General features: G+C 68.7%; 27 protein-coding genes and 1 pseudogene. 16 read left to right on the top strand and 12 right to left on the bottom strand.

All coding sequences use genetic code 11. The annotated features are described in order from the left end of the window. The first annotated feature begins 12 nt into the window (after window positions 1-12). From modA to MIC448_RS08430, 4 genes are read left to right on the top strand one after another with little or no spacing between them, the layout of a single operon-like run. A complete protein-coding gene (gene modA / locus MIC448_RS08415; protein ID WP_051513449.1) occupies window positions 13-816 on the top strand; it encodes a molybdate ABC transporter substrate-binding protein in 804 nt (267 codons plus the stop codon). After that, entirely contained in the window at window positions 813-1637 is an 825-nt protein-coding gene (locus MIC448_RS08420; RefSeq protein ID WP_036298255.1) for an ABC transporter permease, read from the top strand. The genes modA and MIC448_RS08420 overlap by 4 nt, the downstream gene beginning before the upstream one ends. After that, window positions 1634-2776: a sulfate/molybdate ABC transporter ATP-binding protein gene (locus tag MIC448_RS08425; RefSeq protein ID WP_036298257.1), complete on the top strand. Its 1143-nt coding sequence runs from the start codon at window positions 1634-1636 to the stop codon at window positions 2774-2776. The genes MIC448_RS08420 and MIC448_RS08425 overlap by 4 nt, the downstream gene beginning before the upstream one ends. After that, window positions 2773-3381, top strand: coding sequence for an N-acetyltransferase (locus tag MIC448_RS08430; protein WP_036298259.1), 609 nt, complete (start codon window positions 2773-2775; stop codon window positions 3379-3381). The genes MIC448_RS08425 and MIC448_RS08430 overlap by 4 nt, the downstream gene beginning before the upstream one ends. A gap of 19 nt (window positions 3382-3400) precedes the next feature. On the opposite strand, the gene cydC is transcribed toward MIC448_RS08430, so the two are convergent. From cydC to MIC448_RS08450, 4 genes are read right to left on the bottom strand one after another with little or no spacing between them, the layout of a single operon-like run. Beyond that, window positions 3401-5080, bottom strand: coding sequence for a thiol reductant ABC exporter subunit CydC (cydC, locus tag MIC448_RS08435; RefSeq protein WP_243419934.1), 1680 nt, complete (start codon window positions 5078-5080; stop codon window positions 3401-3403). Further along, window positions 5077-6846: a thiol reductant ABC exporter subunit CydD gene (gene cydD / locus MIC448_RS08440; RefSeq protein WP_081766290.1), complete on the bottom strand. Its 1770-nt coding sequence runs from the start codon at window positions 6844-6846 to the stop codon at window positions 5077-5079. The genes cydC and cydD overlap by 4 nt, the downstream gene beginning before the upstream one ends. Window positions 6847-6849: 3 nt before the next feature. Then, window positions 6850-7866, bottom strand: a complete 1017-nt coding sequence (gene cydB / locus MIC448_RS08445) for a cytochrome d ubiquinol oxidase subunit II (protein WP_036298263.1) — start codon at window positions 7864-7866, stop codon at window positions 6850-6852. Between the two features lie 10 nt (window positions 7867-7876). After that, window positions 7877-9304: a cytochrome ubiquinol oxidase subunit I gene (locus MIC448_RS08450; protein WP_036298265.1), complete on the bottom strand. Its 1428-nt coding sequence runs from the start codon at window positions 9302-9304 to the stop codon at window positions 7877-7879. 224 nt (window positions 9305-9528) lie between these two features. On the opposite strand from MIC448_RS08450, the gene moaA reads away from it, so the two are divergent. Next, complete coding sequence (gene moaA / locus MIC448_RS08455) at window positions 9529-10611, top strand: GTP 3',8-cyclase MoaA (protein ID WP_036298267.1); 1083 nt, start codon at window positions 9529-9531, stop codon at window positions 10609-10611. 4 nt (window positions 10612-10615) lie between these two features. Further along, the gene (gene fdhD, locus MIC448_RS08460) at window positions 10616-11491 is read left to right on the top strand and encodes a formate dehydrogenase accessory sulfurtransferase FdhD (protein ID WP_036298269.1); all 876 of its coding nucleotides are present in this window, start codon (window positions 10616-10618) and stop codon (window positions 11489-11491) included. A 16-nt stretch (window positions 11492-11507) separates the two neighbouring features. Here the strand turns inward: fdhD and MIC448_RS08465 are convergent, their stop codons facing one another. From MIC448_RS08465 to MIC448_RS08480, 4 genes are all read right to left on the bottom strand, one after another. After that, window positions 11508-12128 carry a winged helix-turn-helix transcriptional regulator gene (locus tag MIC448_RS08465; protein WP_036298271.1) on the bottom strand — a complete coding sequence of 207 codons (621 nt, stop codon included), beginning with the start codon at window positions 12126-12128 and terminating at the stop codon, window positions 11508-11510. Between the two features lie 61 nt (window positions 12129-12189). After that, complete coding sequence (locus tag MIC448_RS08470; RefSeq protein ID WP_036298273.1) at window positions 12190-12606, bottom strand: arsenate reductase ArsC; 417 nt, start codon at window positions 12604-12606, stop codon at window positions 12190-12192. 62 nt (window positions 12607-12668) lie between these two features. Beyond that, window positions 12669-13178 (bottom strand): GNAT family N-acetyltransferase, encoded by a 510-nt coding sequence (locus tag MIC448_RS08475; protein WP_199484427.1) that lies wholly within the window; start codon window positions 13176-13178, stop codon window positions 12669-12671. Then, on the bottom strand, window positions 13175-14512 hold the full coding sequence (locus tag MIC448_RS08480) for an FAD-dependent oxidoreductase (RefSeq protein WP_036298275.1): 1338 nt from the start codon (window positions 14510-14512) through the stop codon (window positions 13175-13177). The genes MIC448_RS08475 and MIC448_RS08480 overlap by 4 nt, the downstream gene beginning before the upstream one ends. A gap of 83 nt (window positions 14513-14595) precedes the next feature. On the opposite strand from MIC448_RS08480, the gene MIC448_RS08485 reads away from it, so the two are divergent. Together MIC448_RS08485 and MIC448_RS08490 are read left to right on the top strand one after the other, a co-directional pair. Next, window positions 14596-14973 carry a metalloregulator ArsR/SmtB family transcription factor gene (locus tag MIC448_RS08485; protein ID WP_036298277.1) on the top strand — a complete coding sequence of 126 codons (378 nt, stop codon included), beginning with the start codon at window positions 14596-14598 and terminating at the stop codon, window positions 14971-14973. Then, window positions 14970-15692 (top strand): aquaporin, encoded by a 723-nt coding sequence (locus MIC448_RS08490; RefSeq protein ID WP_144238023.1) that lies wholly within the window; start codon window positions 14970-14972, stop codon window positions 15690-15692. Before MIC448_RS08485 ends, MIC448_RS08490 begins: the two co-directional genes overlap by 4 nt. Before the next feature lie 327 nt (window positions 15693-16019). Here the strand turns inward: MIC448_RS08490 and MIC448_RS16615 are convergent. From MIC448_RS16615 to MIC448_RS08505, 3 genes and pseudogenes are all read right to left on the bottom strand, one after another. Next, window positions 16020-16661, bottom strand: a pseudogene (locus MIC448_RS16615) (arsenic resistance protein); the annotation flags it as partial. 12 nt (window positions 16662-16673) lie between these two features. Then, window positions 16674-17291, bottom strand: coding sequence for a class F sortase (locus tag MIC448_RS08500; RefSeq protein ID WP_036298279.1), 618 nt, complete (start codon window positions 17289-17291; stop codon window positions 16674-16676). Continuing rightward, window positions 17288-17989, bottom strand: coding sequence for a CHRD domain-containing protein (locus tag MIC448_RS08505; protein ID WP_036298281.1), 702 nt, complete (start codon window positions 17987-17989; stop codon window positions 17288-17290). The genes MIC448_RS08500 and MIC448_RS08505 overlap by 4 nt, the downstream gene beginning before the upstream one ends. Before the next feature lie 199 nt (window positions 17990-18188). Between MIC448_RS08505 and MIC448_RS16395 the strand changes: the two genes are divergently transcribed. From MIC448_RS16395 to MIC448_RS08520, 3 genes are read left to right on the top strand one after another with little or no spacing between them, the layout of a single operon-like run. Beyond that, on the top strand, window positions 18189-18614 hold the full coding sequence (locus MIC448_RS16395) for an RNA polymerase sigma factor (RefSeq protein ID WP_051513441.1): 426 nt from the start codon (window positions 18189-18191) through the stop codon (window positions 18612-18614). A 50-nt stretch (window positions 18615-18664) separates the two neighbouring features. Next, window positions 18665-18811, top strand: a complete 147-nt coding sequence (locus MIC448_RS16705; RefSeq protein WP_369122047.1) for a hypothetical protein — start codon at window positions 18665-18667, stop codon at window positions 18809-18811. Further along, complete coding sequence (locus tag MIC448_RS08520; protein ID WP_036298283.1) at window positions 18795-19550, top strand: hypothetical protein; 756 nt, start codon at window positions 18795-18797, stop codon at window positions 19548-19550. Before MIC448_RS16705 ends, MIC448_RS08520 begins: the two co-directional genes overlap by 17 nt. A gap of 20 nt (window positions 19551-19570) precedes the next feature. Here the strand turns inward: MIC448_RS08520 and MIC448_RS08525 are convergent, their stop codons facing one another. Then, window positions 19571-21094: a SulP family inorganic anion transporter gene (locus tag MIC448_RS08525; protein WP_036298285.1), complete on the bottom strand. Its 1524-nt coding sequence runs from the start codon at window positions 21092-21094 to the stop codon at window positions 19571-19573. Window positions 21095-21266: 172 nt separating this feature from the next. Between MIC448_RS08525 and MIC448_RS08530 the strand changes: the two genes are divergently transcribed. The 5 genes from MIC448_RS08530 to MIC448_RS08550 all read left to right on the top strand — a co-directional run bounded on the left by MIC448_RS08530 (window position 21267) and on the right by MIC448_RS08550 (window position 25438). Further along, window positions 21267-21680, top strand: a complete 414-nt coding sequence (locus MIC448_RS08530; RefSeq protein WP_051513445.1) for a MerR family transcriptional regulator — start codon at window positions 21267-21269, stop codon at window positions 21678-21680. Beyond that, window positions 21677-22564, top strand: a complete 888-nt coding sequence (locus MIC448_RS08535; RefSeq protein WP_081766291.1) for a metalloregulator ArsR/SmtB family transcription factor — start codon at window positions 21677-21679, stop codon at window positions 22562-22564. The genes MIC448_RS08530 and MIC448_RS08535 overlap by 4 nt, the downstream gene beginning before the upstream one ends. A 70-nt stretch (window positions 22565-22634) precedes the next feature. Continuing rightward, window positions 22635-23606 carry a PstS family phosphate ABC transporter substrate-binding protein gene (locus MIC448_RS08540; protein ID WP_051513447.1) on the top strand — a complete coding sequence of 324 codons (972 nt, stop codon included), beginning with the start codon at window positions 22635-22637 and terminating at the stop codon, window positions 23604-23606. A gap of 30 nt (window positions 23607-23636) precedes the next feature. Further along, window positions 23637-25019 (top strand): FAD-dependent oxidoreductase, encoded by a 1383-nt coding sequence (locus tag MIC448_RS08545; protein WP_036298302.1) that lies wholly within the window; start codon window positions 23637-23639, stop codon window positions 25017-25019. Beyond that, window positions 25016-25438 (top strand): low molecular weight phosphatase family protein, encoded by a 423-nt coding sequence (locus tag MIC448_RS08550; RefSeq protein WP_036298286.1) that lies wholly within the window; start codon window positions 25016-25018, stop codon window positions 25436-25438. The genes MIC448_RS08545 and MIC448_RS08550 overlap by 4 nt, the downstream gene beginning before the upstream one ends. Window positions 25439-25446: the final 8 nt, after the last annotated feature.

The following is a 25446-nucleotide window of genomic DNA, read 5'->3' on the forward strand; positions in this document are numbered from 1 at the left end:
AGCGCCGCGCGAATGAATGCACGCGGCGCTGTGCGGGGGCCGGCGCGGTTTGCCGCGCTGGCCGCAGCCGCCGCGATCACCCTCGCCGGATGCGCGGCGACGCCCGGGTCGGAGCCCGAGGCATCCGATTCCGGGGAACTCTCGGGCACTCTGTCCGTTTACGCGGCGGCCTCGCTCGCGACGGCATTCGACCGGATCGCCGAGGAGTTCGAGGCGGAGAACCCCAGGGTCGATATTCTTCCCCTCGTGTACGACGGATCGAGCACACTCGCGCGGCAGATCGTCGAGGGAGCGCCCGCGGACGTCTTCGCGGCGGCCGACGAGACGAACATGACGACCGTTGAAGACGCCGGGCTGGTCGCCGGTTCCGCCGAGTTGTTCGCCAGCAACACGCTCGTGATCGTCGTTCCCGCCGGCAACCCGGGGGGAGTGACATCGCTCGGTGACCTGGCGGACCCCGATCTGTCGATCGTCCTGTGCGCTCCCGAGGTGCCGTGCGGCGCCGCTTCCACAGCGCTGCTCGCCGCTGCCGGCGTCGAGGTCCAGCCCGTGAGCGTCGAACAGAACGTCACGGCGGTCCTGACCAAGGTCGCGACGGGCGAGGCGGACGCGGGGCTCGTCTACCGGACGGATGTCGTCGACCGCGACGACGTCGAGTCGATCGTGCCCGACGGGGCGGCGGAGGTCGTCAACAGGTATCCGATCGCCGCGCTCGCGGACGCCGCAAACCCCGAGGCAGCCGCAGCGTTCGTCGGCTTCGTGCTCGGTGCCCGAGGGCAGAACATCCTCGCCGACGCAGGGTTCGGCATGCCGTGAGGCTCGCGCGCAGCACGGGAGGATTCGTCCCACCGATCCTCGCTCTCCCGGCTGTTCTCGGCCTCGCGCTGCTGATCGTCCCCCTGGGGGCGCTCGTCGCCCGGGTCGAATGGTCGACGCTGTGGGCCGACATCACATCGCCCGTGGCGCTCGACGCGCTCTGGCTGTCGCTCCGCACCGGAATCATCGCCACCGGGATCTGCGTCATCCTCGGCGTACCGCTCGCGCTCGTGATCGCCCGTTCGGGTCCGCGCATCTCGGCGCTGCTGCGCGTCATCGTGACGGTGCCGCTCGTGCTGCCGCCGATGGTGGGCGGGGTCGCGCTGCTCTTCTTGTTCGGACGCACCGGCCCTCTCGGACAGGTGCTGGAGACCTGGGGCATCCAGATCCCCTTCTCGACGACCGCCGTCGTGCTCGCGCAGACGTTCGTCGCGCTGCCCTTCCTCGTGCTCGCCCTCGAGGGGTCGATGCGCACAGCGGGTGTCGAATTCGAGCGCACCGCCTCGACGCTCGGGGCGGGTCGATGGCGGATCCTCTGGCGCGTCACGTTGCCCCTCGCCGCGCCCGGGCTGGTTGCCGGCGTGATCCTGGCGTTCGCTCGCGCGATCGGGGAGTTCGGGGCGACAGCGCTGTTCGCCGGCAACGCACCGGGCGTGACCCAGACGATGCCCCTCGCGATCTACACGGCCTTCAACGGTTCAGGGGTGGGGCAGGGGACCGCCGTCGCCCTCTCCCTTCTCCTGCTCGTGACCGCGATTCTGGTGCTGCTGCTCGTGCGCGCTTGGCGTCCGAGTCGCGGAACGACGGGGGTCGCGGGATGACCGGCGCAGCGCTCGCCGCCGACATCGTCGTGACGCGTAAAGATTTCCGGCTCGAGGCGAAGATCGCGTGCGCGCCCGGTGAGGTCGTGGCCGTGATGGGCCCGAGCGGGGCGGGCAAGTCGACCCTGCTCGCGGCGATCGCGGGGTTGACCCGGTTGAGCGAGGGGAACATCCGGATCGGCGAACGGGATGTCGCATCCGTCGCGAGACCGCGTCGGCACATCCCGGCAGCGCAGCGCGGCGCGGTACTTCTGGGTCAAGACGCCCGTCTGTTCCCGCACCTGACGGCGCGTGAGAACATCGCGTTCGGTCCCCGTGCCCGCGGCATCGATCGCAAGGTGGCGCTCGGCGATGCGGACGACTGGCTGTGGCGAGTCGGCCTGCCGGGAATGGGCGACCGTCGGCCCGCTCAACTGTCGGGTGGTCAACAGCAGCGGGTCGCGATCGCACGTGCGCTCGCGACCTCGCCTCAGGTGCTGCTGCTCGACGAACCGCTCACCTCGCTCGATCCCGAGACGGCTGCCGATGTCCGCGCCATGCTGCACGATCAGCTCGCGGCGACACACGCGACCGCGGTCGTCGTGACGCACGACGCCGTTGATGCGGCGGCCCTCGCGACGCGCCTGATGGTTGTCGAGGGCGGGCGTGTCACCCAGCACGGGGCGGTCCGTGACGTGCTTCGGGCCCCGGCCACGCGCTTCGTGGCGACGATGGCGGGAGTGAATCTGATCCACGGCGTCGCCCACGATGGGCGTTGGCGCGCGCGGTCCGCTTCCCCCGAGGTGCTCATCGGGGCCGCGGACGACGTGTCGCTGGCAGCGTCCGCCGCGGAGGGCGCGCCCCTGGCCGCGGTGTTCCGGCCATCGGATCTGCGCCTGGAACGCGCCGTCGAGTCCACGTGGACGGGCGCGCTGCGGCTCGCGGCGGAGGAGCAATCGACGCCGGGAACGTGGCTCGCGCGGGTCGTCCGCGTCGAGCAGACTCCGGCGGGCGCACGCGTGCACACCGCCGAACCGGCCGTCGCTGCGGATGTCTCGGCCGACGACATCGTCGACGCGGGTTTCGCGCCGGGAGCTCCCGTCCGGGTCCGAGTCGATCCCGCCGCCGTGCGGTTGTTCGCGCCCCCGGCGGGCGCATGAACGAGACGGCATATGCCATCCGCCCGTTTCTCGTCGGCGATGAGGGGCGGCTCGCGGAGATCTGCGTCCGGACCGGAGACGCGGGAGCGGACGCGTGCGGGCAGTACTCGTCGGACTCGCTCCTGCCGGATCTGTTCGTCCTGCCGTATGTGACGAGGCACCCGGATTTCGCCTTCGTGGTCGATGGCCCGAATGGCGTCGCGGGGTACATCGTCGCCGCACCCGACACGGATGCCTTCTACGAATGGTTCCGGCAGGAGTGGTGGCCTTCCCGCCGCACCCGCTACGCCGATGCCACCGGTGCGCTCGACCCGCGAGACGCGCACTGCGTGGCCCACGCCGATGGCCTCCGGGCGGGCGCCGAAGAGCACGCGGCTCGCTACCCGGCGCACCTGCACATTGACCTCCTTCCCGAAGCCCAGGGCAGCGGACTGGGACGCTCGCTGATCCGGATCCTCGCCGAGAAGTTGCGGGCGTCAGGAGTAACGGGGCTGTACCTCATCGCGAGCTCCGCGAACACGGGGGCCGTGGCGTTCTACCCGCGCGTGGGGTTCGAAGCCCTGCCCTCGCACGAGGGCGTGCGGGCGTTCGGGATGATCCTGTAGCGCTCAGGCCCTCAGGCGCTCACGCGCTCGTGCGACCGTGCTCCAGTCGCACGACCCGGTCGACGAGTCCGTCGGGCACCGTGACGTGCGAGATCAGCACGACCGACCGGTCGGCGGGTACCGCCTGGAGCAGGTCCGTGAGAAGGGCATCGGATGCCTCGGCGTCGACCCCGGCGGTCGGCTCGTCCAGCACCAGCACGGGGAACTCGCGCAGCAGCGCGCGGGCGAGCGCGATCCGCTGCGCCTGACCGCCCGACACCAGGGCACCCCGCTCGCCGACGCGGGCATCCAGCCCGCCGCGCTCGCGCAGCCAGGTGCCGAGGCCGACACGATCGAGGGATGCTTCGAGCTCGGCATCCGTCGCCGTCTCGCGTGCGAACAAGAGGTTCTGTCGGATGCTCTCATCGAAGAGCATGGGCCGCTGCTCGCAGAGCCCGATCGTCAGGCGCAGGTCGTCGCCCGCGATCTGGCCGACGGGTGTGCCGCCGATCTCGTACGTTCCGCCGCAATCGAGGAAGCGCACGAGCACGTGCGCGAGCGTGGTCTTGCCCGCACCGCTCGACCCCACGACCAGCAGGCGCTCGCCGGGGGCGACATCGAGGTCGACTCCGCGGAGTGCCGGGCCGTCGGCGTGCGGCCAGCGGGCCGAGACATCCCGCAGGTTCAGACCGGCTCCGAGCGGCGGAGCGATTCCGGTAGGCGCGACGGATTCGGCGACCAGCCCCGAGGGGAGTGCGTCGGGCAGGGCCCCCGCGATTCGTGTGGCGCTGGCCCGCACCTGGCGCCAGGCCGCGGCGGCGAGCGGCACCGACGAGAAGACCTCGAAGACGGCCATCGGCACAAGCACGATGACTGCCAGCCAGGGGCCATCGAGCCCCGCAGGTGCTGCCACCGCGACCGCTGCAAGTGATGCCGCCCCCGCCAGAAGTGTGACGAGCGCCGTGGTTCCTGCCTGGGCGACCGAGCGACGGACGACCGCGCGACGCACCGCGGCGTCGGCGGACCGGATCCGCTCACGGCTGGCCGACTCGGCGCCGTACGCCACCAGCACGTCGAGCGAACCGAAATGATCGAGCAGGGCATCGGTGAGCCGCGCGCGCAGGGGAGCGATGGATCGCTCGGCCCGGCCGCCGACCCCCCAGCCCCAGAGCGTTGCGACGAGCCCCGCGGCGACGAGGCAGGCCGCCAGTGTGAGCCCGGCGGGTGGATAGACGATCGTCACGAGCACGACGGAGCCGATGACGACGAGAGCGGACCCTGCGAGGGGTTCGACGACGCGCAGGGGCAAGTTCTGCAGGTCATCGACATCGTCGACGAGTGCGCCGAGGACCGAGCCGCGGCGTGTTCGTGCCAAGCCGTCGGGGGCGAGCGGGATCAACCGGCGGACCAGGCCGCTGCGGGTCGCCGCGAGCTGCCGGAGCGCCGCGTCGTGTCCCGTCAGTCGTTCCAGGTAGCGGAAACTCGCCCGGGTGAGCGCGAAGAGACGCACGCCCACGACGGCGACCGAGAGGTAGAGGACGGGCGGCTGTTCGCTGGCTCGGACGATCAGCCACGCGCTCACCGCGAGGAGCGCGACGGCGGAGGCCTCGGTGAGAAAGCCGGATGCGAGGGCGGGCCAGAAGCGGCGTGCGGGCGGCATGGCGCCACGCAGCACCTCGGCCGACGTGGTGCCCATGGTCGGGGCGGGCGGTGCCGTCATCGGGTCACCCCCGCGGGCTGCAGGGCGACGATGACATCGGCGATCTCGCGTGCGCTCCGGCGGTGCGAGACGAGCAGGATGGTGGCCCCGGCATCCGCGATGCCACGCAGGCTCCGCCAGAGGGCGGCCTCGGTCGCGGCATCAAGAGCCGAACTCGGTTCGTCGAGCGCGATCACCGGCGCACGTCCCGCGAGGTGCCGGTAGAGAGCGCGAGCCACCGCGACACGCTGTGCCTGGCCCCCCGAGAGCCCTGCACCCCGCACATCGAGGGGGAGGGATGCGTCGATGCCGTCCGCCTGCGCGAGCGCGAGCGCTCGGTCGACACGGGCGGGGTCGGGCGTCGGGTCGCCGAGGGTGACGTTGTCGGTAACGGTCCCCGCGATGAGGCCGGGTTGTTGTCCGGCCCACGCGAGCCAGGTCGAAGGAGAAATGTCCCGCAGATCCGTGTCTCCGAGCGTCGCGCTGCCCTCCCACTCGGCCGCGCCGCGCAGGGCCGCGACCAGGCTTGTCTTGCCGGCTCCGCTCGGCCCCTCGATCAGCGCGATCTGCCCGGGCGCTGCGGTAAACGTCACCGCGGGGAGCATCCGATCCCCGCGTCGTACCCGCACGCCCTGCAGCGCGAGAGTGCCCGTTTCGCGGCCGAGGGTGCCCGTTTCGGCGTCGAGAGTGCCGGGAACGGGCACCCTCGCGGGCAAAACGGGCACTCTCGCGGGCAGAACGGGCACCTTCGCGCTGTCGAGGACCGCGAAGACGTCGTCGGTCGCCGCCACCCCCTCCGCGGCGGCGTGGAATTGCACGCCGACCTGACGCAGCGGCAGGTACGCCTCGGGTGCGAGAAGCAGCACGAACAGGCCGATCGAGAGCGGCAACGCCCCATCGACCAGGCGGAACCCGATCGACACGGCGATGATCGCGACCGAGATGCTCGCGAGGAACTCGAGGGCGAAGCCGGACAGGAACGACACCCGCAGCACGCGCATGGTCTCGACGCGGTACGTCTCTGTCACAGATGCGATGGATGCTGCGGCCCGGTGTTGACGTCCGAAAACCTTCAGCGTGCCGAGCCCCTCGACGGTGTCGGCGAAGCGCGCGGCGAGCTGTTGCAGCGTGGCCCACTGCCGCTTCTGCACGGCCCGCGTCGCGAGGCCGATGAGGATCATGAAGATCGGGATCAACGGGATCGTCAGCAGAACGGTCAGGCCGCTGATCCAGTCCTGCCACCACATCACGAGGATGATCACCGGGGTCGCGATCGCCGTCTGGACGAGCTGCGGCAGGTATCGTCCGAAGTAGGCCTCGAGTGCGTCGAGTCCATGACCCGCGGTCAGGGCGAGCTTCGCCGAATTACGACCGTCGAGCCATCCGGGTCCGAGCGCCCCGATCGCATCAAGCAACCCCGCGCGTAGCTGGGACTGCACACGTGCCGCGGCGCCCGCCGCACTCAGCTCCCGCACCCACGCGAGCAGGGCACGTAGCGCGACGACCCCCGCGAGCGCCCCGAGCGTCGCCGCGAGATCCGACGCGGGCATTCCCTCGATGACGCCGACGATCGCTCGCGTGAGAAGCCATGCGAAGGCGACGATCACGGCCGTCTGCAGCAGGGCGATCGCCGCGATGATCGCGAAGAATGCCCGGGACGCCGTCGCGTACTTCAGCAGTCGGGGGTCGACGGGTGGCGTCCGCGCCGACGGCGCATCCGAGACATCCTGATCCTGAGTCACAGCGCTGTCGAAGATACCGGGGTTTCCGATGATTCCGGTGTCCATGCGTCAGTGCGCTGCTGCCTCCGCGGCGCTCTCGATGTGTGAGCGCGAAACACGGCGGCGGAACACCCAGTACGTCCAGCCCTGGTACGCCAGCACCAGGGGGAGGAAGACCAGCGCGGCCCACGACATGATCGTCAGGGTGTAGTCCGTGCTCGAGGCGTTCTCGATCGTCAGGCTGAACGCGGGATCCGTCGTCGAGGGCATGACGTAGGGATAGAGGGCGAACCACAGCGTGCCGACGGCCGAAACGACTGTCGCGGCGGCGAAGCCAAAGGCCCACCCCTCGCGATCACGCAGATTCGCGCCGACCGAGAGGATGAGGAACACGGCCGCGGCGATCGCCAACACCATGACCGGAACCTCGGGGTGCGCGATGACCGTCCAGAGCAGGAACGCGGCCGCGACGATGATGGTGAGGAATCCCGAGCGGGCGGCGAGCTTGCGGGCATCGTCGTGCACCTGGCCGTCGGTCTTCAGCGCCACGAAGCTCACGCCGTATGTGAAGAACAGCAGCAGGGTCGTCACGCCACCGAGAAGCGCGTACGGGTTGAGCAGCGTCAGCAGCGTGCCGGTGAACTCGAAGTCCTGATCGATGGGCACACCCTGCACGATGTTCGCGAACGCGACGCCCCAGAGCAGGGCGGGCACGGCGGATCCGACGACGATCATCGTGTCGAATCCCTTCTTCCAGCGCAGGCTGTCGCGCTGATGCCGGTACTCGAACGAGACCCCGCGCAGGATCAGCGCCAGGAGGATCAGCAGCAAAGCGAGATAGAAGCCGCTGAAGAGCGTGGCGTACCACTCGGGGAACGCGGCGAACAGAGCCGCGCCCGCGACGATCAGCCAGGTCTCGTTGAGGTCCCAGACGGGCCCGATCGTGTTGATGATCTGGCGGCGTCCGATGTCGTCCTTGCCGAGGAAGGGCAGGGACATCCCGACACCGAAGTCGAACCCGTCGAGCAGGAAGTACCCGATGAAGAAGAATCCGATGATCCAGAACCAGAGGTAGGCGAGGTCCATGTCGATGCTCCTAGTAGACCGTCGTCGTGAGTTGGGGGGATCGGTCGCCGTCGGCGTCCGGATCATTCGGGTCGGGTAGCGGATCCGGACCCTTCTGCGCCGCCTTGAGGATCAGCCCGAACTCGACGACAGCGAGAGAGGCGTAGATCGCGGTGAAGGCGATGAGCGATATGAGGACCGTCCAGCCCGGAACGTTCGGCGAGACTCCGTCCTCGGTGAGCATCAGGCTGAAGACGATCCAGGGTTGACGGCCCATCTCGGTGAAGACCCAGCCGACCAGGCTGCCGAGCAGTGGCAGGGGAGCGGCCCAGATCGCGACCTTCCACATCCACTTCGCGACGGGGCGCTTGGCGTTCTTTCGTGTCACCCAGAGGCCCGCGACGGCGATCAGGGTGGCCGCACCGCCCAGCCCGATCATCCAGCGGAACGACCAGTAGGTCACCCAGATGATCGGCATGTAGCTGACGCCCTCGCCGAACTGCGTCTCGTACTGCGCCTGCAGGTCGTTGAGGCCCTCGACGCATCCGTCGAGCGTGTGTGTCGACAGGAATGACAGCAGGTATGGCACTCGAAGCGACCAGATCTCTTCCGAGCCGTCCGGTGTGCCGAGCGAGAAGATCGAGAACGATGCATCCGCGCCGCACGCCGAATCCCACAGCGCCTCGGCCGCCGCCATCTTCATCGGCTGCGTCGAGACCATCACGAGGCCCAGCTGGTCTCCCGACAAAGCCGTGCCCGCGAACGAGATGATCATGAACCAGAGGCCGAACCGGAGCGACGAGCGCATCGTGACGACGTGCTGACCGCGCGAGAGGTGCCAGGCCGAGACCGCGATCACAACGGCTGCCGCGAACATCCATGCGGCGAAGATCGTATGGGGGAAGGCCGCGAGCACGACGGGGTTGGTCAGGCCGGCACCGAAGTCGATCAGCTCGGCGCGTCCGCCATCCGCCGCCATCTGGTACCCGACGGGGTTCTGCATGAAGGCGTTCGCGGCGAGGATGAAGTACGCCGAGAGGGTCGATCCGAGCACGACCATCCAGATGGACGCGAGATGCAGGGCGCGGGGGAGTCGGTCCCATCCGAAGATCCACAACCCGATGAATGTCGCCTCGAAGAAGAACGCCATGAGTCCCTCGAAGGCGAGGGGTGCGCCGAAGACGTCGCCGACGAAGCGTGAATACGCCGACCAGTTCATGCCGAACTGGAACTCTTGCACGATGCCCGTGACGACACCCATCGCGAAGTTGATCAGGAAGATCTTGCCGAACAGTCGCGTGAGGTGCAGCCACTTCACGTCGCCGTTCCGGTGCCAGGCCGTCTGGAAGATCGCCACGACGAGCGCCAGTCCCAGGGTGAGGGGGACGAAGAGGTAGTGATAGAGCGTCGTCAGGCCGAACTGCCAACGGGCGAGCAGCAGCGGGTCGAGAAAATCCATGGGCGACGCTCCTTCGGTGCGCGTCGGGCCACGTTGCACCGGTCACACGAGCTCGGGCTCCGTCCGACGCGGTAGTTCAAGGATCTCAGACGGAGGGATGCCCGGAGTGCTTCGCGGGCCGTGTAAAAAGAACGTGGCTCCGGCATCTTTCCCGGCCCTCTTCCGGGGACCCGCGGATAGGCTCGACCCATGCGTGTGTGCGGAAGACGAGGGGGCGGCGGCCGATGACCGCCGTGCCCGTCACGATCGCCCGCCGCGTCGAGCGCCCGGCTGGGGCCGCCGGTGATCCGGTGTCGGTGGCCGGCGCATCCGGTCCGCTGGTCGACACCCACGGTCGGGTGCACCGCGACATGCGTATCTCGCTGACCGACCGCTGTTCCCTGCGCTGCACGTACTGCATGCCCGAGCAGGGCAATGAGTGGCTGGCGCGCACGAGCATCTTGACCCTGGACGAGATCGAACGGATCGCGCGGGTCGGCGCCGCGGCGGGCATCACGACCTTCCGCCTGACCGGGGGCGAACCCCTTCTTCGTGCCGACATCGTCGATGTCGTGCGGCGCCTCGCCGCGATTGACAGCCCGGACGGACCCGTGCAGATCGCGATGACGACCAACGGTATCCGCTTGCCCGAGTTCCTCCCTGACCTCATCGACGCGGGGCTGCAGCGGCTGAACATCAGCATCGACACCATCCGGCGCGATCGTTTCCACGAGCTGACCCGCCGCGATCGCCTCGACGACGTGCTCGAGGGCATCGCCGCGGCCCAGGCATCCGGCCTCCGTCCCCTCAAGCTCAACGCCGTCGCCATGCGCGGCGTGAACGACGATGAGATCGTCGAGCTGACCGAGTTCGCGATCGCGCACGATGCGCAGTTGCGTTTCATCGAGCAGATGCCTCTCGACGCCGGGCACACGTGGGATCGCACATCCATGGTGACGCGGGAAGAGATCCTCGACGCGCTCGCGACCCGCTGGACGCTCGTGCCGATCCCGGGCCGAGGTGGCGCGCCGGCGGAGCGCTGGGCGCTGGACGGCGGCCCGCACACGGTCGGGGTCATCGCCTCGGTGACCGCGCCGTTCTGCGGTGACTGCGACCGACTGCGGCTGACGGCGGACGGGCAGATCCGCAACTGCCTCTTCTCGACCACCGAGTACGACCTGCTGCCCATCCTGCGCGCCGAGGGATCGAGTGATGCCGCCCTCGACGAGATGCTGCGATCAAGCGTGCGCGGCAAGCTGCCGGGGCACGCGATCAATGACCCTTCTTTCCTCCAGCCGCTGCGCGGCATGAACGCGATCGGCGGTTGACAGCATGGGACGCATCACGACCCGTCGTCCGGTGACGAAGATCACCCTCGGGGGTGAGCCGGTGCGCCGCTCCGACACCCTCGCGGTCGAAGAGCCGCTCGAGATCCGCGTCGGCGGCACGTCCCTCGCCATCACGATGCGTACGCCCGGCCACGATGTCGAGCTCGCGGCAGGCTTTCTCGTCTCGGAGGGCGTGATCTCGGCGGGGGAGCACTTCCGCGGGGCGATCCACTGCGGAGGTCCCGGTACGGGCGGACCCCTGGCGGGCAACACCGAGAACACCTACAACGTTCTCGACGTCACCCTCGCCCCGGGCGTCGCGCCGCCCGACCCCGACCTGGCCCGCAACTTCTACACGACGAGCTCGTGCGGGCTCTGCGGCAAAGCCTCGATCGAGGCCGTCGAGACCGTCTCGGTCTACGACGTCGCTGCGGACGCTGCGGTTCTTTCGGCCGAGATGCTGGCGACCTTCCCCGACAAGCTGCGGGAACAGCAGGCGGTCTTCGACAAGACCGGCGGGCTGCACGCTGCGGCGCTGTTCGACGCGAAGATGGGCGAGCTGGTCGTGCTGCGCGAGGATGTCGGACGCCACAACGCCGTCGATAAGGTCGTCGGCTGGGCGATCCTGAACGACAGGTTGCCGCTGTCGGGTCACGTGCTCATGGTGTCCGGACGCGCCAGCTTCGAGCTCGTGCAGAAGGCGATCATGGCGGGGCTTCCGATCCTGTCGGCCGTGTCCGCTCCCTCATCGCTGGCGGTCGAGCTCGCCGACGCATCCGGTCTGACCCTCGTCGGCTTCCTCCGCGGGTCGTCGATGAACGTCTACGCACGAGCGGACCGCATCCGGGTCCCGGCGATGCAGGAACTCACCACCGCCTGATCCCGTGGGTGTGGGCCTACGCCGTCGCGAGTTGAACGACGCAGTGCGTCGGGTCGCACGACGGCCGCATGCCTTCGACCACGAGCGGACCGCGCGCCTCGGCGAGCACGCCCTGCATGATGCCGAGGTGCACCGAGCAGAGCGTCTCGCGGTGGGCGGATTGGGCGGTTGCGTGGGGGCACGGAGTGAGATCGATCGTGAGGTCACGTTCGTTGATCAGCGGGTCGAAGCCGGACTCGCTGAGGTGATCGGCGATGGCGTCGAGCTGGTGCGTGCTCTCGGTGCCGAGTTCGCGAACGGATGTCCCGGTCCACGGCATGACGCGCCGCATGATGTCGCCGCGCTCGGCGGCCGCGCGCGCCTTGCGTCGGGCAATAGGGCTGGATGCCTCGGCCGCGCCGGTCGCCGCGCTGTAGAGCACCCGCGGCCGACCGCGCGTCGTGCGGTGCTCGGTCTCGCGCACGATGTGTCCGGCTTCGAGCAGACGCTCGAGGTGCTCACGGACGGTGTTGGGATGCAGCGCCGTCGCGGCCGCGAGGCCCGCGACGGTCTGCCGTGCTTCCACCTGAATGAGGTGCAGGATCTCGACCCGACTGTAGCTGGAGATCGCGCTATATCCGACGCTCGGGGTGCCCATGGCCCTATTATTCACGGCCCCGCTCGGGGGGTTCTGTGACTAAAGTCCTACGAGCTGTGGGTCAGGCAGACGTGCCCGTCGGCAGCAACTCCGCGATCAGGGCTTCGACGCGCGCGCGGATGTCATCGCGGATCGGTCGCACGGATTCGATCCCCTGGCCGGCCGGATCGTCGAGCTCCCAGTCCTCGTAGCGCTTGCCGGGGAAGATCGGGCAGGCGTCGCCGCAGCCCATCGTGATGACGACATCCGATTCGCGCACGGCCTCGACCGTCAGCACCTTCGGGGTGTTGTGCGCGATATCGATGCCCTCTTCGGCCATGGCGTCGACGGCGACCGGGTTGATGCTGTCTTTCGGAGCGGACCCGGCAGAGAGGACCTCGATCGAGTCGCCCGCGAGTGCGCGCAGGTACCCGGCGGCCATCTGTGAGCGGCCCGCGTTGTGGACGCAGACGAACAGGACAGTGGGCTTGTCGGTCATCGGGACTCGCTTTCTCTCGTCAGTAGAAGCATAGGCGAATATCTATGGATTGCGAACCGGTGTCAGTCCCGGCCGTTGATCTGGCTGCGGCGCTCGATCAGCACCGTGTCGCGCCAGTGACCCGTGTGTGGCCCCCGTCCCGAGCGCGCGATACGTTCGCGGCGGCCGACCGTGCGGAACCCCGCGCGCTCGTGCAGCGCGAGGCTTGCCGTGTTCTCGGGGAAGATGCTGGACTGGATGCACCAGACCCCAGCGTCCTCGGCGGCGTCGATGAGCGCCGAGAGCAGCATCCGTCCGACGCCGCATCCGCGCGCCTCTCGCGAAACATAGACGGAATGCTCGATCACGCCACGGTAGGCGGCGCGGGTCGAGACGGGGCTTGCCGCGGCCCAGCCCAGGATCGTTCCGCTGTCGTCCGCGACGAGACGAAGGTCCGGCAGGCGGGACCCATCGAAAGAAGCCCAGGTCGGCACTTCGACCTCGAAAGTCGCCTCACCGTCTTCGATGCCTTCGCCGTAGATCCGGGCGACCGCATCCCAGTCCGAGGCGTGCATCGGGCGAACGGTCGTCATGTGCAGCAGGCTCCTCCTCCGATGTCGGTCGAGCACACCCCCGTGGTCGGCAGGGTGAGCGCGACCTGCAGCGCGCTCTCGGTATCGCCCGCGAGGTGCGCCGCGACCGAACGGACCTGCTCGTACCCGGTCGCGAGCAAGAACGTGGGAGCGCGTCCGTAGGACTTCATGCCGACGATGAAGAAGTTCTGCTCGGGATGAGTGAGCTCACGGAACCCGTGGGGCTCGACGGTTCCGCAGGAGTGTACGTTCGGGTCGATCAGGGGCGCGAGCCGTCGCGGCGCCTCGACGATGTCGTCGAGTTCGAGGCGGAGTTCGCGCAGCATGCCGAGGTCGGGGCGGAAGCCTGTCGCGTTCACGACCTCGTCGGTGCGGTGGGTCACGCTCTCGCCGCGTCGCAGCCCGACGAGCTCGACCCCGTTCTCAGCCTCGCCATGGCTCTCGGCCGCAGCGCGACGAGCCCCGACGATCTCGAACCCGTCGACGAGGTCGATGGCGCCCGAGCGAACCAGCTCCTCGACCCGTCCGCCGAGCTCGGCGCGACCCGCGAGCTCGTCGTCGGGCGCCGTCGTGACCCGCGCGGCTCGCGTGTTGCGGATCAGCCACGTAACGCGTGTGCCGGGCGCCTCGGCCGCGAGCTTCACCAGCGCGAGCAGCGTGTTCGCGGCGGAGTGTCCGGCGCCGACGACGGTCGTGTGCCTGCCGGCGAATCGCTCACGATCCCGGCCCGGCACATCGGGCAGCGCGGGCGAGATGCGGTCGGCGACGTCGCCGAGGCCGAGGGGATCCAGCCCGCTCGATCCGAGGCTGTTGGGTGTGCGGTACGTGCCCGAGGCATCGATCACCGCGCGGGCCGGGACATCCTCGATCGACCCGTCGGCGTGCCGAATGCGCAGGGCGAACGGGGTGACGGCGCGGGCCCGCGTGCGCGTGCGGTCCATACCCTCGCGCGTTACGGCCAGGACCTCGGTTCCTGTCTGGGTACGGGACGCGATCGCGTCGAGCTGGGCCAACGGCGTCAGGTACCGCGAGACGAGCTCGGCGCCGGTGGGGATGCGGGATGCCGGTGGCGCCTGCCATCCGGATGCCTCAAGAAGCCGCCCCGAGGCGGGGTCGATGAGGTGCTCCCACGGCGAGAAGAGGCGGGTGTGTCCCCAGGCTCGGACGCTTGCTCCGACCTCGTCGCCCGCCTCGAAGATCGTGAAGTCGATGCCCCGCTCGGTCAGGTGCGCGGCGGCCGCGAGCCCGATCGGTCCCGCGCCGATGATGGCGACGGGCAGGGTATCGAGACGGCTGGCGCGCGAGGTTCGCGGCGTGAGGTCGAGCAGGGTCATGATTCCCCTTGAATAACGATGGTGTTCGATGTCCGAGTATCCGCCGTCTATCGATGAGTGTCAATATCGATTAGCATCGATGCGTGACTCTTCTCCCTCTCACCGATGTATCCGTGACGGATGTGTCGGCACCCGCGTGTGGCACGGCGCTCGTTCGCGAGCCTCTTGATGCCGACCAGGCCATTGCGCTCGCGCACACCATGAAGGCCCTCGCCGATCCGGCCCGCCTTCGGCTGTTGTCGATCGTTGCGGCGTCGGAGGGTGCGGAGGCCTGCGTCTGCGACCTGACCGAACCGGTCGGGCTGAGCCAGCCGACCGTGTCGCATCACCTGAAGGTTCTCACCGAGGCGGGGTTCCTGACCCGCAGCAAGCGTGGCACGTGGGCGTACTACGGTCTGGTCCCGGGTGCCCTGGACCGCGTCTCGCGTCTGCTGATCGGGTCGGGCGGAGCGAGCTCGTGAGGGCGACCGTCCGCGCCGTCGGCGCGGAGTTCCTCGGCAGCGCCCTGCTCGCCGCGATCGTCATCGGATCGGGCATCATGGCGCAGCAACTCTCGCCGAGCGATGTCGGACTGCAGCTCTTCGAGAACGCCTTCGCCACAGCCCTCGGCCTGGGCGTGCTGATCCTGATCCTGCAACCGGTGTCGGGCGCCCACTTCAACCCCGTCGTGACGCTCGCCGACATCGTGCTGCACCGTCGTCCCTGGTCGGTTGCGGGTGTCTACCTCCCCGCACAGATCGCGGGGTGCATCGCGGGGGCGATGCTCGCCAACCTGATGTTCGGGCTGGCTGCGGTGTCGTGGAGCACGACCGATCGCGCCGACGGTCCCCGCCTGCTGTCCGAGGTCGTCGCGACCGCCGGCCTGGTGTTCCTGATCTTCGCGCTGGTCCGCACGGGGCGCGGCAGCCTCGCGGCGCCCGCCGTCGGCGCCTATATCGGCGCCGCCTACTTCTTCACCTCGTCGACCAGCTTCGCCAACCCCGCCATCACGATCGGTCGAGCATTCAGCGACACCTTCGCCGGAATCGCCCCGACATCCGTGCTGCCCTTCATCGGCGCTCAGATCGTCGGGGCGGCCGTCGGTGTTGCCCTCGCTCTCGTGCTGTTTCCGCTGGCGAAACGTGCCCCCGACGGCGTGGATGTCGTCGGTGTCGTCGCGGAAGCGGGCCCGCGCTCCTAACGGCGACGCGAGAACGTATCGGCGACGAGAGAACGCCGCGACGAGCACCACCATCACGACCAGTTCGACGAGGGTCTGAGTGACCACGACGAGCGGGGTCAGCGCGAAGGCCGGTGGCAGGGCGAGCGCGAGCGGAAGCACGACGAGCGAGTTGCGCGTGACGCCGCTGAACACCACCGCTCGCTGCGCCGGCCTGTCGAAGCGCGCGACCCGCCCGGCCATGCCCCCCAGCACCAGCATGATCACGGCGAAAGCGACGAAGAGGGGCACGACGGCGAGCAGCGGGCCGAGCGATCCGGTCACCGCCGCGACCTGCGAACCGACGACCACCGTGAGCGTCAGCATCATCAACGGCACCATCGCTGCGAGACCGACCGTGGTCAGCGCGCGCCCGAATCGCGTCCGAACCGCGAGCGCCTGAGTGATCGCCGCGAGAGTGAGGGGCAACACGATCAGCGACACGAAAGCCTCGACGAACGGCCGCAAATCGACGGATGCCGCAAACTCGGGCCCGACCATCACCCACAGGTAGAGGGGCAGCAGTGCCATCTGCGCGAGCATCAACAGGGGCGTCGCCGCGAGCAGCCGCTCCCTCGACCCGCCCGCGAGTCCCGTGAAGACGATGACGTAGTCGACGCACGGGGTGAGCAGCACGAGCAGCACACCGACCACCAGGGACTGATCGAACGCGACGAAACGCGACAGCCCGAATGCGATCGGGGGCACGATCACGAAGTTGAGGATCAGTACGGTGGCGACGAACCGCCCGTCGCGGAAGGCGCCGGCGAGCCGCGCGAACGGTACGCCCAGGAAGGTCGCGTAGAGGAGAAGCCCGAGCACGGGCGTGATCGCGACCTCGAGCGCGGGCGCCGCAGCCGGGAGTCCCAGCCCGACGGCCACACCGATCGCGATCGCCGCCAGGTAGAGAGCGACCTGGTGCCGCTCTCCCCACTCGATGATCCGCGGCATCCGTCCAGTCTGTCAGTCGACCCGCTCCGCGAAGACGACCCGGTTCTGGACATATGTCCGCGCGCCACGGTCCCAGTCGATGCAGGTGATCAGGCGCAGCTCGTCCCGCAGTGACGCCCCGAAAACCCTTGCCGTCGGAAACTGCGCCTTCGCGTAATCGGCGACCTCGGTCACGACATATCGGAACCTCGTGCCCGCGACATCCGTCACACTCACCTCGTCGCCGGGGGCGAGCTCGTCGAGCCGATGGAACACCGCCGGTCCGTACCCGTCGTCCACGTGACCCGCGATGACGGTCGGTCCGGTTCCGCCCGGGCGTCCGCCGCCGGTGAACCATCCCAGCGCGTTGTAGTCCTCGGGCACTTCCATCTCGCCGGAGGCCTGGATCCCGAGATCGATCAGCGATTCATCGATGCCGATCGAGGGGATCACGACGCCCGCCGGAGCGAGCCCGACCGGTGGTGCCGGCAGCGGCTCCGCCACGGGTGTCGGCGTCGGGGATTCGGATGCCGCGGGTCTCGGCGAGACGGTCGGCGCCGGCTGTGCGGCCGGGGCGGACGCGCACGACGTCACGGTGAGGGCGACGACCAGCGCAACTGCACCGATCGCCGCCCACCGGTATCCGCTCACTCGGTACGCGCACGGCGGCGCAGCACGAACGCGGCTCCGCCCGCGGCGGCGAGGACGCCCGCTGTCGCGAGTCCGAAGCCGAGCATGTCGTTGCTCTGCGCGGTGCCCGCACCCGTCTCGAGGCCGCCGACCGGGACCTGGGTGAGCTGGCCGCGGACGACACCCGCGGCGAAGTCGACCGTGTGCGAATCGCCCGTGAAGCCGGCGGGGTTCGCCTCGATCTGGGCGAGCGTGAAGCTCGTGCCGGTGTCCGCACCGTTCGCCATCACGCCCGTGGTGAAGGGCCCCTGCAAGCATCCGGAGCTCGTTCGCGGGCCGTCACCGACGGGTGCCGGGTTCGGGAACGAGATGCGCGGCGGCCCGGCCTGCCCGGCAGCCGCCTCGTGGATGTGTGTGGCTGTCTTGGCCGGGCTCTGGTAGTCGCCCGAGACACCCGTGAGGGTGATGTCGTAGCAGATGATCTCAAGCTCGGAATTGATGCGGAAGGTGAACTCGCCCGCCGCTCCCGGCTGACCCGGCGTCGCCACGCCGTCGTTGTTGATCACCTGGTCGGGCGTCGCCATGACCGTGAACGCGCTCGTGAACGAATCCGGTTCGGGCACTTCGGTCTCGGCCGAGGCGGGTGCCGCGACGGCTGTCAGAGCGAGGGCGGCGCCCGCGATCGTACCGATGGTGAACGTGCGGGTGGAGGTCTTCATCGTCGTATATCTCCCTGTCCGAAGACGGAGGCGGAGTGCGTCCGTCGGGAGGGCATACGGCGCGAGCGGGATATGCGTTCATCGGGTTTCGCATTTCTTTCGAATCGGATGAACGGAGCACAGCACGGTGACGTACACCCTGGTGCACGCCCGCCGATCCGACCGGATCAGACCTGCGCGTGCGCTTACAGTGAAGGGAATGGTCGCCGTGACGGTGACGAGTCCGGCGGTGCGGAGCGGGAGTGTGATGAGCGGTCCCGACGTGATGCCCGGTCCCGACCCGATGCCCGGTGCCGACGGAGAGCGCGCCCGCTTCGATCGTCCCGAGTTCGACGTGGCCGCCGCCTACGACGCCCACGGTCGTGTCCTGCTGGGATTCGCCATCAACGCGGTCCGAGACCGGGGGTTGGGCGAGGACTGTGTGCAAGAGGTCTTCCTGCGCGCGTGGAAGGCGCGCGCTCGCTTCGATCCCGCGCGAGCCAGTGAGCGAACATGGCTGTTCGCGATCGCACGAAACGTGATCGCCGATGCTCTGGCGGCCCGCGGGCGACGCTCGGCGGCGGCGCGGACCCCCTCGACGATCTCCCCGCGGTTGATGATGATCCCCTCGAACGACTCCGCTTGATCGAGGGACTCTCGAAGATCTCGGACGAGCATCGCGAGGTCGTTCTGGCCGTGCACGTCGACGGCCTGAGCTATGCAGAGTTGTCGAAACGAACCGGCATTCCCGTGCCGACCTTGCGTACGCGCGCCTTCTACGGGCTCAGAGCGCTGAGAGCCCACCTCGATGGACCGGAGGATTCTGATGTCGCACAACGATGACGATCGACGCGCGGAGCTGATTGCGGCAGCGCTCGCCGATGAGCTCAGTGCCCCGGAGCGCGCCGAGTTCGATGCGCTTCGCGCCGAGGACCCCACGATCGACAGCGAGCTCGCCGAGCTGCGTGACATCGCGGGGACGTTGAGCCTCGGCGCACCTGCTCTGACACCCTGGCTGAAGACCGAGCCGAGCGCCGATCTTCGCGCTCGCATCGAGGGGATCGGCGCTGGGTCTCCCTCGGTCGAGGCGGGCGCTGGTCCCTCCGATCGGATCGCCCGGGGTGGGCGGCACCGCACTGGTCGTCGACGTTCGGGTTCCCGCTCCGTCGGCGCTCTCGTCGCGCTGGGCGCGGCGAGCCTTGCGGTCGGCTTGGCCCTCGGCATCGGGATTCCGGGTGTGATCTCGGCGCCGCAATCCGGTCCTCCCGGCACGCTCGGCGCGATCGAGAGCATCGATGTCACCGGCGAACCCGAGGGAATGCTGATCGACGCCGAGCTCGTCGCGCACACCTGGGGCACCGAGGCCGTCCTGGATGCTTCGGGATTGGACGTCGGCGAGGTCTACTCGATCGTGATGCTCGCGGAGGACGGCGCGGAGTTCTCGGCCGGAGCGATGCTCGGCTCGGAGATCGCGATTCACTGCCGCGTCAACGCCGCGGTGCTGCGCGAAAGCGTCGTCCGGCTCGAGATCCGTGACGCGGACGGTGCTGAGGTGGCTGCAGCCGAGTTGCCTCAGGTCTGAAAGCCCCGGGGCGCTCCTTGCTAGTGCCCCGCGCCGAGGCCGCCGCTCAGGCGTCCGTGCATCTTCGACGTGGCCTCGTTCATGCCCTCGATGATCACGCGCTTGCCGAGATGCTCGTACTTGGTCTGGATCGCATCGAGCGCAGCTACCGTCGAGGCATCCCAGATGTGCGAGTTCGTCATGTCGATGATCACGCGCTCGGGGTCGTGCGTGTACTCGAACTGCGTCGTCAGATCGTTGCTCGACGCGAAGAACAGTTCGCCGTTGACGGTATAGCGAACGGTCGGAACGGATGCCTCCCGGTCGGTCTTGCGCGTCACGGAGACGAAGTGCGCGACGCGACGTGCGAACAGCACCATCGCCGTCAGCACACCCGCTCCCACGCCAATTGCGAGATTGTGGGTCCAGACCGTGATTGCGACGGTGATGAGCATGACCGCGGTCTCGCTCTTCGGCATCCGCTTGAGGGTCGACAGGCGCACACTGTGCCAGTCGAAGGTCGCGACCGAGACGACGATCATCACGGCGACCAGGGCCGCCATCGGGATGACAGCGACGACGTCGCCGAGCGCCAGTACGAGCACGAGCAGGAAGACGCCGGCGAGAAAGGTCGAGATGCGCGTGCGAGCGCCGGATGCCTTGACGTTGATCATCGTCTGGCCGATCATCGCGCAACCGCCCATGCCGCCGAACGCGCCCGAGAGGATGTTCGCCGCGCCCTGGCCGAAGGCCTCACGGGTCTTGCGCGAGTGGGTGTCGGTGATCTCATCGACGAGCTTCGCCGTCATGAGCGACTCGAGCAAGCCGACGATCGCGACCGCGGCGGCGTAGGGCGCGATGATCGCGAGCGTCTCCATCGTCAGCGGCACGTTGGGGAAGAAGAGTTCCGGAAGGCTTTCGGGAAGGTCGCCCTCGCCGCCCACATTCGGCACGTTCAGCCCGAAAACGACGGCGGCAGCGGTGAGCAGGACGATCGCGATGAGGGGAGCCGGGATCGCCTTCGTGATCATCGGCATCAGGTACATGATCAACAGCCCGATGACGACGAGCGGGTACACAAGCCAGGGCACGTCGATCAGTTGCGGGAACTGCGACGTGAAGATGAGGATCGCGAGGGCGTTGACGAACCCGACCATCACCGAGCGCGGAATGAAGCGCATGAGCTTTGCCACGCCGAGCGCGGCCAGCACGATCTGGATCGCGCCACCGAGCAGCACGGTGGCGATCAGGTAGTCCATGCCGTACTCGCGGGCCACGGGGGCTACGACGAGCGCGATGGCACCGGTAGCGGCCGTGATCATGGCCGGACGGCCGCCGAGGAACGCGATGGCGACGGCCATCACGAACGACGAGAACAGGCCGACGCGCGGATCGACGCCCGCGATGAGCGAGAACGCGATCGCCTCGGGGATCAGCGCGATGGCCACGACGAGGCCGGCGAGAACTTCGCGGGTCAGCAGTCTGGGACTCCGCAGCGCCTGCATCACGGTCGGCTCGATGCGATAACGGGACTTCGGATCGTGCACGGGAATGACGTCGGTCATGGCGCTCCTGACGGGGGAGGGGTGGAAGTGCGCGACGGCACGCGGGGTCGAGGATGTCGACCTGAGAAGATGGGGGAGGCGCGGACGAGGCGCCGATTCCCAACCCTACCGTAACGTAAGGTTTGTCCGCGAACGAGTCCTCGGGAGTGACGTGAGTACCAGCCCAGCGCCCATGCATATCGGCGAGGTGGCCGAGCGCACATCGTTGTCGCTGCGGACGCTTCGTCACTACGACGAGATCGGTCTGATCGTGCCATCCGGCCGCACCGAGGGTGGCTTTCGTCTGTACACCGAAGAGGATGTCGCGCGCATCATGCTCGTTCGGCGGATGAAGCCGCTCGGTTACTCGCTCGACGAGATGCGGACCGTGCTCGACGCGTTCGGCGAACTCGCTCGGGACCCCGCATCCGTCGAGCATCTCGCCGCGATCCGAGAGATCCGCGATGCGGCGGAGGATCGGCGGCGGAAGCTCGTCGAGCAGGTCGCGATGGCCGAGGAGTTCCTGGACCAGTTGGCGTCGGTCGAGGCTCCCCGTAGGCGTTTACCGCCGCGAGCCCAATGTCGGCGCATAGACTTCGGTCTATGAGTGTGGGTGACGGATCCGGCGAGTGGACGATTCTCGGCGACCCCACCCGCGCCCGGATCGTGAGGCTGATCCGCGATTCGCCGGATGGGCGAGCGCTCGTGGGGCGTCTTGCGGAAGCGCTCGGACTCCGTCAGCCGACCGTCAGTCATCACATGAAGGAGCTGACGGCCCGCGGCATCGTCGCGCGCCAGCCGGAGGGTCGACGGGTCTGGTATTCGCTCGACCCGCGCAATGCCGAACGTGTCGACGCTCTCCTCGGTGCCGATTCTCCGGGTCCACGCGTCGAGCTTGATCTGCCCCGCATCATCGACCGCCTCACCGAGCGGTACCGCGGAACCTTCAGCCGAGAGACGATCGAGCGATATGTGACCGAGAGTCACGACCTGATGTCGGCGAACAATCCGACGACGCTGATCGGGTCCCGCACCGCGGCATTCGCGACCGGTCGTCTTGATGCCCTGGCTCGTTCGAACGCGCCCCGTGGAGCCGTGCCGGAGGTCCTGTTCGTCTGCGTCGAGAACGCGGGGCGGTCGCAGCTTGCCGCGGGGATCCTCCGACAACTCGCCGGCGACCGTGTGATGGTCCGGACCGCGGGGTCCGCGCCCGCCGGTGCCGTTCGCACGACCGTCGTCGCCGCGCTCGATGAGATCGGCGTCTCGCTCGGCGGAGAGTTTCCCAAGCCGCTCACCGACGAGGCCGTCCGTGCCGCCGACGTCGTCGTGACCATGGGGTGCGGGGACGCGTGCCCGGTCTACCCCGGTCGCCGATACCTCGACTGGGATCTCGAGGATCCGGTCGGCAAGTCCCTGGAGACGGTGCGGGGCATCCGTGATGACATCGAGTCGCGCGTGCGAGAACTCCTGGTCGAGCTCGCTTCGTCCTGATCGTTGGTTTCGCGTTCTATCTAATTGATAGATGTGGGTCTATGCTTTCGAGTGAGGAAAGCGAGCCACCATGAACGGCGTATCACCCCAGCACCTGTTCCCGACCCGACGCCTTCGGACCGTCGTTGCCGCCGCGGTCGTTGCGAGCGCGCTCGCGCTGAGCGCGTGCGCAGGCGAGCCGGGGGACGCCGAGTCGACGGGCAGCCTCGAAGGCGCTGTCGTCACCGATGGGTCATCGACCGTAGCGCCATTCATCAACGCCGCCTCGTACCTGTTCGAGGCCGTGGAGCCAGACGTCGATGTGGTCGAGACGATTTCGGGCACGTCGGCCGGGTTCCGGGCGTTCTGCGATGGCGAGACCGACATCTCGAACGCGTCTCGTGCGATCTCGGACGACGAGATAGCGACGTGCGAGGAGGCCGGCGTCGAGTTCACCGAGATCATCGTCGCCAACGATGGCCTGTCGGTCGTCATCAATCCCGAGAACGACTGGGCCACGGATCTCACCCTCGAGCAAATCGCCACCATTTGGGCGCCCGACTCAGACGGCGAGATCACGAACTGGAACCAGGTCGATCCCGATTTTCCGGATGAGCCGCTGGTTCTCTTCGGCGCTGGCGGCGACTCGGGCACATTCGACTACTTCAGCGAGGCCGTCAACGGTGAGGAAGGCGCGCTCCGAATGGACTACAGCGCCTCCGAAGACGACAACGCGACGGTCGAGGGCGTGGGGCGAGAGCTCGGCGGCATCGGCTTCCTCGGTCTGAGCTACGTCGAAGAGAACGAGGGAGCCATCGTCGCCGCATCCGTCGACGGCGTCTCGCCCGACACCGAGACCGTGCAGGACGGCAGCTACACGCCGCTCAGTCGCCCCCTGTTCATCTACGTCAACAATGCTTCCTACGCGGACAAGCCCGAGGTGCGGGCATTCGTCGACTTCTCCGTCGAGAACGCGGTGGACATCGCGGATCGGGCGCTTGTCGTGCCGCTCACAGACGAGCAGATCACCCTCGCTCAGGACGAACTCGCCTCACTCCGCTGAAACGCCCACCCCACTGATAAGGAACACATGATGCACATCGTCGCCATCGGCGGAAGCGACGCGGGAATCTCCGCCGCGCTCCGCGCCCGCGAATTGGACCCCTCGGTCGACGTGACCGTCGTCGTCGCCGACGAGTATCCGAACTACTCGATCTGCGGTATCCCGTACTACTTCTCGGGTGACGTGCAGCCGTGGCAGTCCCTCGCCCACCGGACGCACGCCGACCTCGAGGCGACCGGCATGCGCCTGCGGCTGAACACGCTCGCGACCCGGATCGATGCGGGGGCGCAGCGGTTGACCGTCCGCGATCAGGGTGGAGAATCCGAGATCGCCTACGACGAGCTCATCGTCGGAACGGGCGCGCTCCCGACCTACGCCGGCATCGCGGGACTCGGGACGCTCGGTCCCGAGGACGGTGTTCACGTCATTCACTCGATGGGCGACACGTTCGCGCTCGATGCTCATCTCGCCGAGCGCGAGCCGCAGACCGCAATCATCATCGGCGCCGGATACGTCGGCCTCGAGATGGCCGAGGGGTTTCGCGCTCGGGCCATGCGCGTGATCCAGCTGCAGCGCGGTCCGGAGGTGCTCTCAACGCTCGATCCCGAACTCGCGGCCACGGTCCACGCCGAGTTGCTCGAACACGGCGTCGAGGTGCACACGGACACGCTGGTGCAGGCCGTCGAGAAGACGGATGCGGGACTCGTCGTGCACGCCGAGCACCTCGGGCAGCGGGTCGCGCACACGGCCGACCTCGTGCTCGCCGTCGTCGGGGTCCGCCCCAACACGTCGCTCCTGGACGACGCGGGAGCAACCCTCGGCGCCGGGCGCGCAGTTGTCGTGGACGAGCAGATGCGTACCGGTCTGCCGCACGTCTTCGCCGCGGGCGACGGCATCGTCACGCACCACCGACTGCTGGGCGTGACGTACCTCCCGCTCGGAACCACAGCCCACAAGCAGGGCCGTGTCGCGGGCGAGAACGCGGTGGGCGGGCAGGCGCGATTCGCGGGCTCGGTCGGGACACAGGTGGTCAAGGTGTTCGGTGTCGTCGCGGCGCGCACCGGGGTCCGCGAACACGAGGCCGTCGCAGCCGGCTTCGCGCCCGCGACGACGCAGACCGCGGCCGATGACCACAAGCGCTACTACCCGAGCGCCCAGCCGATCGACATCCGCATCACGGGCGACACCGAGTCCGGCCGCCTCCTCGGCGCCCAGCTGGTGGGCCGCCTCGGCACCGAAACCGCCAAGCGCGTCGACACCTACGCGACCGCCCTGTTCGCCGGACTCTCGGTCGAACAGATTGGCGACCTCGACCTCTCGTACACACCCCCGCTCGGCTCGCCCTGGGATGCGGTTCAGGTCGCAACGCAGGCCTGGTCTCGGGTTCACAACACCATCGGAGTAAACGCATGACCACGGCAGCCGCAATCACGAAGCCCACTGTTCTCTTCATCTGCCAGCACAACGCGGGCCGCTCGCAGCTCGGCGCTCACCTGCTCGATGTCGTCGCGCCCGGCGAGTTCGTCTCGACGAGCGCGGGACTGAAGCCCGCGGCCGAGATCAACCCCGTCGTCGCGGAGTCGCTGCACGAGCTGGGTGTCGATACATCCGCTGCTCGTCCGCGTCTCGTCACCGAGGATGACCTTGCGGACGCCGATGTCGTCGTGGTGATGAAGCCGGGGCTTGCACTGCCCGGACCGGTCGCCGGGCGGCTCGTCGAGTGGGAGTTCCCGAACCCCGAAGAGTGGGACCTCGACGGCGTGCGCGGAATGCGCGACGCAGTCGCTGCCCAGGTCCGCGAGCTCGCGGCGGACCTGACGGCTGCGCGATAAGCCTCGCC

The organism is Microbacterium sp. C448, assembly GCF_000582705.2.
Classification (GTDB): domain Bacteria; phylum Actinomycetota; class Actinomycetes; order Actinomycetales; family Microbacteriaceae; genus Microbacterium; species Microbacterium lacus_A.

Coding starts and splice junctions, on each gene's coding strand:
- modA (WP_051513449.1), top strand. CDS start 13: ATGAATGCACGCGGCGCTGTGCGGGGGCCGGCGCGGTTTGCCGCGCTG.
- MIC448_RS08425 (WP_036298257.1), top strand. CDS start 1,634: ATGACCGGCGCAGCGCTCGCCGCCGACATCGTCGTGACGCGTAAAGAT.
- MIC448_RS08430 (WP_036298259.1), top strand. CDS start 2,773: ATGAACGAGACGGCATATGCCATCCGCCCGTTTCTCGTCGGCGATGAG.
- cydC (WP_243419934.1), bottom strand. CDS start 5,080: ATGACGGCACCGCCCGCCCCGACCATGGGCACCACGTCGGCCGAGGTG.
- cydD (WP_081766290.1), bottom strand. CDS start 6,846: ATGGACACCGGAATCATCGGAAACCCCGGTATCTTCGACAGCGCTGTG.
- cydB (WP_036298263.1), bottom strand. CDS start 7,866: ATGGACCTCGCCTACCTCTGGTTCTGGATCATCGGATTCTTCTTCATC.
- MIC448_RS08450 (WP_036298265.1), bottom strand. CDS start 9,304: ATGGATTTTCTCGACCCGCTGCTGCTCGCCCGTTGGCAGTTCGGCCTG.
- moaA (WP_036298267.1), top strand. CDS start 9,529: ATGACCGCCGTGCCCGTCACGATCGCCCGCCGCGTCGAGCGCCCGGCT.
- fdhD (WP_036298269.1), top strand. CDS start 10,616: ATGGGACGCATCACGACCCGTCGTCCGGTGACGAAGATCACCCTCGGG.
- MIC448_RS08465 (WP_036298271.1), bottom strand. CDS start 12,128: ATGGGCACCCCGAGCGTCGGATATAGCGCGATCTCCAGCTACAGTCGG.
- MIC448_RS08470 (WP_036298273.1), bottom strand. CDS start 12,606: ATGACCGACAAGCCCACTGTCCTGTTCGTCTGCGTCCACAACGCGGGC.
- MIC448_RS08475 (WP_199484427.1), bottom strand. CDS start 13,178: ATGACGACCGTTCGCCCGATGCACGCCTCGGACTGGGATGCGGTCGCC.
- MIC448_RS08480 (WP_036298275.1), bottom strand. CDS start 14,512: ATGACCCTGCTCGACCTCACGCCGCGAACCTCGCGCGCCAGCCGTCTC.
- MIC448_RS08505 (WP_036298281.1), bottom strand. CDS start 17,989: ATGAAGACCTCCACCCGCACGTTCACCATCGGTACGATCGCGGGCGCC.
- MIC448_RS16395 (WP_051513441.1), top strand. CDS start 18,189: ATGGTCGCCGTGACGGTGACGAGTCCGGCGGTGCGGAGCGGGAGTGTG.
- MIC448_RS08520 (WP_036298283.1), top strand. CDS start 18,795: ATGTCGCACAACGATGACGATCGACGCGCGGAGCTGATTGCGGCAGCG.
- MIC448_RS08525 (WP_036298285.1), bottom strand. CDS start 21,094: ATGACCGACGTCATTCCCGTGCACGATCCGAAGTCCCGTTATCGCATC.
- MIC448_RS08530 (WP_051513445.1), top strand. CDS start 21,267: ATGCATATCGGCGAGGTGGCCGAGCGCACATCGTTGTCGCTGCGGACG.
- MIC448_RS08535 (WP_081766291.1), top strand. CDS start 21,677: ATGAGTGTGGGTGACGGATCCGGCGAGTGGACGATTCTCGGCGACCCC.
- MIC448_RS08540 (WP_051513447.1), top strand. CDS start 22,635: ATGAACGGCGTATCACCCCAGCACCTGTTCCCGACCCGACGCCTTCGG.
- MIC448_RS08545 (WP_036298302.1), top strand. CDS start 23,637: ATGCACATCGTCGCCATCGGCGGAAGCGACGCGGGAATCTCCGCCGCG.
- MIC448_RS08550 (WP_036298286.1), top strand. CDS start 25,016: ATGACCACGGCAGCCGCAATCACGAAGCCCACTGTTCTCTTCATCTGC.